Below are 7,998 nucleotides of genomic sequence, written 5' to 3'. Positions count from 1 at the left end.
GCCGCCGCTGTGGACACGACGCTGCCCGCCACGACCCGCGCGGTGTCCAGATGGGCCGCCCGCCCGTCAGGGCGCCGAGGGCCAGGTTGGCGCGGGCCATGTCGATGGCCGGGAGGATGTGCCACAGTGCGCCTGCCGAAAATTTCATCCGCCCACGTCATGCCCCTGTGAGGGCTTCGCGTGGGGTGCGCGAGTTCCGACCATCAGGACAGGGAGGCAAGTGCGGCATGATGATCGGTTGTGCTCCTTCGCCTGGCCTATCTGAGGTCACGAACGTCTTTGCCGCGCTGAGGTTGTTGCCGCTGGGAGATCGGGACAAGGACGTCGAGATACCTACCCTGCGTCATCAGATCGCCGTTCTTGAACGGCAGCTCGGCGCCGACACGAAGCTGAGATTCGCTCCGGAGGACCGGGCCTTTCTCGCTGCGCTCCTGGCATCGTTGCCGCGGGAGGTCCTGCGCAGGCTGCGGCTTGTCGTCCGGCCGGATACCGTCCTGCGCTGGCATCGCGATCTGATGAAGCGGCGTCATGCCCGTACCTGCCAGCCGAAGCGGCCGGGGCGCCCGCCCACGGTCCGCTCCATCCGTGCCCTCATCCTGCGCTTGGTGGGGGAGAACCCCGGTTGGGGCTATCGGCGGGTGCACGGAAAGCTCGCCACGCTGGGCATCAAACGTTGCGGCGTCCACGGTCTGGGAGATCCTCAAGCAGGAAGGTCCTGATCCGGCGCCCCAGATTGCGTCCACCACGTGGGCCGATTTCCTGCGCTCGCAAGCCCAGGCTCTTCTGGCTTGTGATTTCATCGAGACCGTCACGCTCAATGTCCAGCACCAGTACATCCTGGCGGTCATCGAGCACGCCACCCGGCGCGTCCGCGTGCTCGGCACCACCGCGCACCCAAGTGCTACATGGGTCATCCAGGCGATGAAGAACCTCGAGATGGACCTCGATGAACGCCCATTGCCGGGCGCGCTATCTGATCCGCGATCGAGATGGGAAGTTCCCAGAGCTCATGAACGAGGTCCTTGCTGAGGCCGGCATCGCCACCGTGCTCACCGGTATCCGGATGCCGCGGATGAACTCGATCACTGAACGGTGGGTGCAATCGTGCCGCCGCGAACTCCTCGACCGATGCCTGCTGTGGAACGAACGCCACCTGCGGCACGCCCTGCGCGAGTACGAACGGTTGTACCTATAACTAGCACCGAGCCCACCAGTCCCTGAACCAAGCGGCCCCGCTGCATCCCGTCCCGGATCCGATCACGGATCCCGAGCGATTCATCGAGCTGAACATACGCCGGCGAGACCGGCTCGGCGGGGTCCTCCATGAGTACTCACATGCAGCTTGAACTGGGTGGATGAGGTTTTCCGCAGGCGCAGGTTGGTGCAGCCCAAGTCCAAGGTCGAGTTGTAAGGGAAAAGCGCTGGCCTCGGTTTGGCCCACCCCGCGTAAGCCGCTGCCCCCGGCCGTCCCGGCTGGATCCGTTCAAGCCGCTGACCGATCAGATGCTCCGAGTGGATCTGAACGCGCTGCCCAAGCAGCGGCACACCGCCAAGCGTGATCGCTTGAGATGACAGCGAACGTGACTTCGCGTGGCATCAGGGGCGCGCCGCAACCGGCGAGGACCTGAAGGATCGATCGAGGCACCACCGCTACCGCCGGGGTATGAATGATTTGGAGTCAGTCGTCTCGGGGCGGGGGCGTCGCGGCGTAGGCAGCGGGTGCAGTCGGGACTTCGTCAGAGTGGTCGGTCGATGCGGTGGTTCCTGTGCGGAGGCCGGCCAGTACCGTGCCGAGCATGCGGCCCGCCAGTCCCGGGTCGGCGTCGATGCCGAGGCAGGATGAGGACGCGGCCGCGAGCGAGCCGGCGAGGAACGGCAGGTCCTGCCATCGCGTATCGGGATGCATGGCTCCCGCTTCCTGGGCCCGCTCGCCGATACGGCGGACGAGGTCGCGGATCCGGGCCCGCTGCTCGGCGAAGGTTCCTCCGGCCGCTGCCGAATCGCCGGTGAGCAGGTCGTAAAGGCCCCGGTGCCGGGACTGGTGCTCCACGAGGACGCGCAGCGCCTCCCGGAGCCCTGCCGCGGGATCCTTCTCGGCGGCCTCCTGGAGGCTTGCCTCGACTGAGGCGAGCACATCGTCGAGCACGGCGGACAGCAGTTCCTCGCGGGAGGCGAAGCGTCGGTAGAACGTCGCCTGTCCCAGCCTGGCGCGCCGCACGATCTCGTTCACGGACACCGCCAGGCCGACCTCCGCCATGGCCTCCCGGGCGACCTTGATCAGGAGTTCGCGGTTGCGTACAGCGTCGCCACGCGTACGGGTTTTCTCGTCCTGCACACCAGCAGCATACCCAAAACGGATACCCCCTCTCCTGTTAATGTAGGCTCGCCATTAACGGAGAAGGGCTTTCCGTTTACAGGAGTAAGGACGCGAACCATGGAACATCTTGCCGGGCGTACGGCACTGATCACGGGTGGCAGCGAAGGGCTGGGGCGCGCGATCGCCGAGTCGTTCGCCGCCGAGGGCGCGAGTCTCGTGCTGCTCGCCCGCGACCGGGACAAGCTGGCCGAGACGGCCGATGCGCTGCGGGCCAAGGGCAGGGTGGTGCGGACCCTCGCCGTGGACCTGACCGACCTGCAGGCCCTGGCCGACGCGGTCGCCCGGCTCGACGCCGGCGTCGACGTCCTCGTCAACAACGCCGGCCTGGCGCGCCTCAAACCGCTGGCCGACCTCACGCTGGACGACGCGGAGGCCATGGTGCACGTCAACCTGCTGGCGCCCTTCCACCTCACCCAGCTCCTGTTGCCCTCGCTCACCGCGGCACGGGGGACGGTCATCAACATGTCCAGCTACTGGGCCGCCACAATGGTCGCGGGACGCCCCTCCTCGCTCTATTCGGCCACCAGAGGGGCCATCGAGTCTCTCACCCGCGCCCTCGCCAACGAGCTGGGCCCTCTCGGGGTACGGGTCAACGCCATCGCCCCCGGCTCGATCGCGACCCCTACCTTCGACCGCGAGTTCCTCGGCCGGATGACCTCCGGGCAGCGCACAGCGTACGAACGCTACGTGGAGAGCGCCTACCCCATGGGCCGCATCGGCCGCATGGAGGAGGTCGCGAACGCCGCCGTGTATCTCGCCTCCGATCAGGCGTCATGGACGACGGGCACCGTACTCAAGGTGGACGGCGGCCTGACCCTCCGCTAGCTCCTCGGGGCATCAGTGTCTGTTATGAACGATGATGTTGGGCTTGCATATCCGAACGATCGGGCGGAGTTCGGCCCTTCAGCGGCAACCTGGGGCAGGGCGGCGGGTATGTCGGCGCGGCGAGTCTGCCCCCAGTCGGGGACAGAACCCGCCGGGGGCGTGCCCGGAGGAATGCCGTCTTGTGCAATCGGCCTGCCGGTTACTGCGCCTGGACGGCGCAACGAACCGCGTACCAGACAGATCCGCCGGGGCACCACCGGATCCGCGCGAAGCCGGCGAATGCCGTTTCTACCGGATCCACACCGAGACGCCGTCCCCCGACATACCGGCTGTGCTTCACCGGCGTATGGGGGGATTGGCATGTGGTGGCCGGGATCGCGCGCATGGGCAGCCTGGGAGCCGTACGTGCTTGCGCCCAGACCCCGTGCTGCTACTTCTTGTCCTGTCGCTGATAAATCGACCCTGTCTCACTGAATCCGGCCCGTTACGGTCCGTGTCTCAGTATTGTTGGCCCAAGGTCGGTCGGGGTTGTTCGATCCCAGGGAGCCTGGCGCTGTCTCATCGGAGTGCGTACGTCTGGAGCAGGATCGGGCGGCACTGCCAAGTAGTGTGACCTGGCGGTTACGTTCTGCATCCTTTGGGGTGATCTGGTTCTCATTCAGGATGGCCAGTCTCAGTGGATCAGCGATGGTTGCGGTGTGGCTGAGACTGACGTGCCAGACGTGTCTGGCTGGTCGTTGTCCTGGTTTGGCGCCGGTGGTGAGATACGGCGGCCGTTGACGGCGTCGGCCCGGCATCCAGAGTGTGATCACCGGTATCCGGATGCCGCGAATGAATTCGATCATGGAGCGGTGGGTGCAGGCTCGCCGCCACGAGCTCCTGGACTGCTGCCTGCTCTGGAACGAACGCCACCTGCGGTACGCCCAACGCGAGTACGGACTGTTCTATGACCAGCACCGAGCCCATCGAGCCCTGGCCCAAGCCGCCCCGCTGCGTACTGTCCCGGACCCGATCACAGATCCAGAGCGAATCACCGACCTGAACATACGCCGACGAGACCGGCTTGGCGGCGTCCTTCACGAGTACTCGCATGCCGCTTGACCTGCATGGATGCAATTTTCGGCAGGCCCAGGTGAGGCAGGGCTTGAGGAGTTCTCGGATGGTGAGACAGCCGGGCGAGGAGTGGCAGGTCACAGGTTGATCGCGTACGGCGTGGCGGTGGCGTGACATGCAACAAGGCCCCATAGAACGGCGGTTCCTACACCAAGCCGATCAACGGGGCCTCGTTGTCTGTGCAGTCTGCCATGCCGCCCGTCCTGTCCGCCATCACGACCGCGCTGGAGGACACCGGCCTGCGTGAACAGTGCGGCTCCTGCGGCGAGGCCGTGGACCTGGCCGATCTTCGCCAGGTGTGGGCGCAGATCCCCGATCCCCGGGACCGGCGTGGCCGACGGCACCCGTTGGTGGTGATGTTCGCGCTGGTCCAGGCGGCGCTGGTGTCCGGTGCGATGTCGTACGCGGCGATCCGGCATTGGATCGCCCGCGCCCCGCAAGAGGTGCTGGAGCAACTCGGCGCCCGCTATGACCGGCGGACCGGCCGTTTCCAAGCCCCGCATCCCGACACGGTGTGCCGCACGATCGCGCAGGTCAACGCCGCGCAGGTGGACGCCGCCTACGCCGCTCATCGAGCCGCCCAGATCCCCGAACTGTACGACGACCCGGACGAGCTGATCCCGATGACCGTCGACGGCAAGACCCAGCGCGGCACCGCCACCACCGGCCACGCCGCCCAGCACCGGCTCGGCGTGCAACTGGCCACTGACGCCATCGTGATCGCCCAGATCGACGTCGGCTCCAAGTCGAACGAGATCAAGGCCTTCCAGCCGCTGCTGGATCAGATCAGCTGCCTGAAGAACGTGGTGATCAGCGCCGACAGGCTCCACACTCAACGTGCTCATGCCCGCTACCTGCACCGGCGTGAGGCCTTCTACGTCTTCCCGGTCGGCGGCAACCAGCCGGGCCTGTTCGACCAGCTCGACGCCCTGGCCTGGAAGGACGTCCCGATCGAGTGGGCCACCTACGACCGCGGTCACGGCCGCATCGAGATCCGCACCATCCAGGTGCTGCCCGCCCCTGCCGGAACCCGCTTCCCGCACGTCAAGCAGGTCTTTCTGATCGAACGCCATGTCTATGACCTGGCCGGCAAGCCGCTGTCGAGCGTCGCGGTGCTGGGCGTCACCAGCCTGCCCGCGACCCTGGCCGGCCCACGCCGCCTGGCAGAGCTGGCCAGAGGCGAGTGGTCGATCGAAAACAAAGATCATTACGTGCGAGACGTAACTCTCGGCGAGGACCGCTGCCGCGTCCGCACCGCGGCAACGCCGTCCATCCTGACCACCATGCGCAGCTACGCGATCGCCGCGTTACGCCTGCTCAACCACACCAACATCGCCGAGGGCACCCGCTGGGCCCGCGATGACTTCCAAAACCCGCTGATCGCCCTCGGTCTCACGATATGAGAACTCCTTCAGCCCTGCCCAGGTGAGGTTCCACAAGTTGGTCACTACTACTGCTGCTGCGTGAGGAGTCGCAACGCTCTCGGCTCCGGTCGGAGGTAGGTGTTTATTCGGGGAATGTAACGCCGACGTGTGTGGATCGCATCCATTCTTCGTCAATAGCAGCTTGCAGCAGCGCTTCGGCGGTGATAAGAATGGCACGGCTCCAGCGATTGTCCCATATTTCCGTGCCGGCGGGTGTAGCGGCGATCCATTGTTCAACGCTGGCGAGATCGGGATCCGGGTACCAGTCCCGTTCGCTTGCGTCGAACCGCACTACGCGACCGTCGTGAGCGTAATAGGACACTATCGCCGGAACGTCGCCGCACCATGCAGCGCTTAGACAAGGACCGTACTGCGCTAGGGCGGGAAGGGTCTGGGGCGTGGGAGAATCGACGCTGTAATCCATGATGATGGTGCCGTTGCCGAGACGCCCGATGAGCAAATCGATATCGCCACCTAGGAAGTTCATCGGCTCCGTGATCTCGGGCGAGATGCCGTAGGCTGCCAGGACATCCTCGGTCGTGGTGGCGGAGCACCAGGTAAGTGCGAGGACGTTAGTGGTGTACCCACGGAACCAGCGAGTATAGCTCTCATCAATCATGGCTCTTCCTTTGGTCGACGTGTGGTGCTGTCGGCCACGTTTATGGTTGACAGATCGGCGTGCCGTCCGCCGCTTGGATGATGAGGCTGGCGGCGGACGGCGACGCTTCAACTATTTACAGCTCGCGCCGAAGCCGGAGGTATCGACTTGAGCGATGTCTGGTGGAGGGACATCTTCGGGGGGTGTGTCGCCCTTCTTGGTCGCATCGACCCAGAAGGGATCCTTCTCGAGGATGCGTTCCCGGTCGTACCAGCCGTTGAGCAGTGCGCCCGCAGTGTTGTTGTCTCTGCACTCGACGATTGCGACCGACATGTTATAGCCCGCAGAGGCGGCACCCTCGTGTGTAGAGGCGAAGGGATACTCGTCGCATGAGGGCTTTTGTAGGCCGCTTGGAATCGGGGCTAGTTTGCACACTTTTTTCCGGGCTATGTCATTCTGCCCCGGAACGGTGTCTGGATCGTCACGGTCTCCCTCAGCTCTGGTCAGGCACCTGTTGTTTTCAGACGCGCTGTGGGTGCCGATTATTGTGTCACCTCATGCGACCTGGGCGTATTCGTGCAGGAGGCCGCCGAGCCGGTCTCGTCGGGAGACATGGATGTCCGCATCGACCGGATCGGGTAGCGCCCGCAGCGGACTGGCCTGCTTCAGGGCCCGGTGCGGACGCTGCCTATTGAAGTAGGTCTCGTACTCGGCGAGGACCTTGCGCAGGTGGCGTTCGTTCATGATGAGGATCCGGTCGAGTAGTTCGCGGCGTACGCTGCCCACCCACCGCTCCATGACTGCGTTCATCCGAGGAGCCTGTGGTGCGGTGAGCACGACGCGGATGCCCTCGGTCGTGAACACCTCATCGAACAGAGCGGTGAACTTGCTGTCCCGGTCTCTGATCAAGAATCGGAAATCACCGATCCGATCGCCCAGGTCGAGTACCAGGTTGCGGGCTTGCTGGGCGACCCAGCCAGCGGTTGGGTTCGCCGTGACCCCCAGCACGCGGACTCGCCGGGTGGCGTGCTCGACCACGGCGAAGCAGTACAGCCGCGCAAGCATGACCGTCTCGACGCTGAAGAAGTCGCAGGCCAAGATCCCGGACGCCTGAGCCTTAAGGAACTGCGACCAGGTCGGACCGCCGCGCCGGGGCGCTGGATCGAAGCCGGCCCTCTTCAAGATCGCCCACACGGTGGCCGGGGACACCTTCCGGCCCAGGCCGGCGATCTGCCCGGCGATGCGCCGGTAACCCCAATCCGGATTCTCGGCGGCCAAGCGCAGCACCAAGGTGCGAAGGGTGGGTCGGACCGGTGGCCGTCCCGGCCCGCGCTTGGGGTAGGTCCAGCGCCGCTTCACCAGGTCGCCATGCCAACGCAGAAGCGTCCGCGGTGTGACGAACAGGTGACATCGGCGGCGCCGGGGCAGGAGTCGCGCGAGCGCGGAAAGGATCGCCCGGTCCGCCCACGACGGCCGGGGAGCGGCGACCTGGCGGCGGAGCACAGCCAGCCAGCCAGCCAACAGACAACAGCTGGGTGGCGTCCCGTGGAGTGGTGTAAATCGTGACGATCAGTGACGGATCTCTGGCATAAAGTGAGCCATCGTGTGACGGTCGAAGGGAGAGGTCTCACGTCCCCCGGAAGGACCGTTCACGATGGCTC

At 65.6% G+C, this 7,998-nt stretch carries 8 protein-coding genes; 4 read left to right on the top strand and 4 right to left on the bottom strand.

Translation table 11 applies throughout. The features are described from left to right. Positions 1-227: 227 nt before the first annotated feature. On the top strand, positions 228-719 hold the full coding sequence (locus ITP53_RS56695; RefSeq protein WP_207757643.1) for a helix-turn-helix domain-containing protein: 492 nt from the start codon (positions 228-230) through the stop codon (positions 717-719). Between the two features lie 290 nt (positions 720-1,009). Then, the gene (locus tag ITP53_RS56690) at positions 1,010-1,195 is read left to right on the top strand and encodes a hypothetical protein (RefSeq protein ID WP_207757642.1); all 186 of its coding nucleotides are present in this window, start codon (positions 1,010-1,012) and stop codon (positions 1,193-1,195) included. A gap of 483 nt (positions 1,196-1,678) precedes the next feature. Here the strand turns inward: ITP53_RS56690 and ITP53_RS52030 are convergent, their stop codons facing one another. Then, on the bottom strand, positions 1,679-2,335 hold the full coding sequence (locus tag ITP53_RS52030; protein WP_195902902.1) for a TetR/AcrR family transcriptional regulator: 657 nt from the start codon (positions 2,333-2,335) through the stop codon (positions 1,679-1,681). A 99-nt stretch (positions 2,336-2,434) separates the two neighbouring features. On the opposite strand from ITP53_RS52030, the gene ITP53_RS52025 reads away from it, so the two are divergent. Next, positions 2,435-3,202, top strand: a complete 768-nt coding sequence (locus ITP53_RS52025; protein WP_195902901.1) for an SDR family NAD(P)-dependent oxidoreductase — start codon at positions 2,435-2,437, stop codon at positions 3,200-3,202. A 1,292-nt stretch (positions 3,203-4,494) separates the two neighbouring features. Then, complete coding sequence (locus tag ITP53_RS52020) at positions 4,495-5,718, top strand: ISAs1 family transposase (RefSeq protein WP_328818610.1); 1,224 nt, start codon at positions 4,495-4,497, stop codon at positions 5,716-5,718. 103 nt (positions 5,719-5,821) lie between these two features. Here ITP53_RS52020 and ITP53_RS52015 read toward each other — a convergent pair whose 3' ends face one another. From ITP53_RS52015 to ITP53_RS52005, 3 genes are all read right to left on the bottom strand, one after another. Next, complete coding sequence (locus ITP53_RS52015) at positions 5,822-6,358, bottom strand: hypothetical protein (RefSeq protein ID WP_195902899.1); 537 nt, start codon at positions 6,356-6,358, stop codon at positions 5,822-5,824. Between the two features lie 111 nt (positions 6,359-6,469). Next, positions 6,470-6,772, bottom strand: a complete 303-nt coding sequence (locus ITP53_RS52010; RefSeq protein WP_207757641.1) for a NucA/NucB deoxyribonuclease domain-containing protein — start codon at positions 6,770-6,772, stop codon at positions 6,470-6,472. 120 nt (positions 6,773-6,892) lie between these two features. Further along, on the bottom strand, positions 6,893-7,696 hold the full coding sequence (locus ITP53_RS52005; protein WP_328818605.1) for an integrase core domain-containing protein: 804 nt from the start codon (positions 7,694-7,696) through the stop codon (positions 6,893-6,895). Between the last annotated feature and the right edge of the window lie 302 nt (positions 7,697-7,998).

The sequence above is a fragment of the Nonomuraea cypriaca genome (assembly GCF_015645445.1).
In the GTDB taxonomy this organism is placed as follows: domain Bacteria; phylum Actinomycetota; class Actinomycetes; order Streptosporangiales; family Streptosporangiaceae; genus Nonomuraea; species Nonomuraea cypriaca.
Note: the sequence above shows the minus strand (reverse complement) of the source record. Positions and strands in the feature narration are given on the sequence as shown.

Bases quoted from the DNA above. Each gene is read 5' to 3' on its own strand.
- ITP53_RS52015 (WP_195902899.1), bottom strand. From the start codon at position 6,358: ATGATTGATGAGAGCTATACTCGCTGGTTCCGTGGGTACACCACTAAC.
- ITP53_RS52025 (WP_195902901.1), top strand. From the start codon at position 2,435: ATGGAACATCTTGCCGGGCGTACGGCACTGATCACGGGTGGCAGCGAA.
- ITP53_RS56695 (WP_207757643.1), top strand. From the start codon at position 228: ATGATGATCGGTTGTGCTCCTTCGCCTGGCCTATCTGAGGTCACGAAC.
- ITP53_RS56690 (WP_207757642.1), top strand. From the start codon at position 1,010: ATGAACGAGGTCCTTGCTGAGGCCGGCATCGCCACCGTGCTCACCGGT.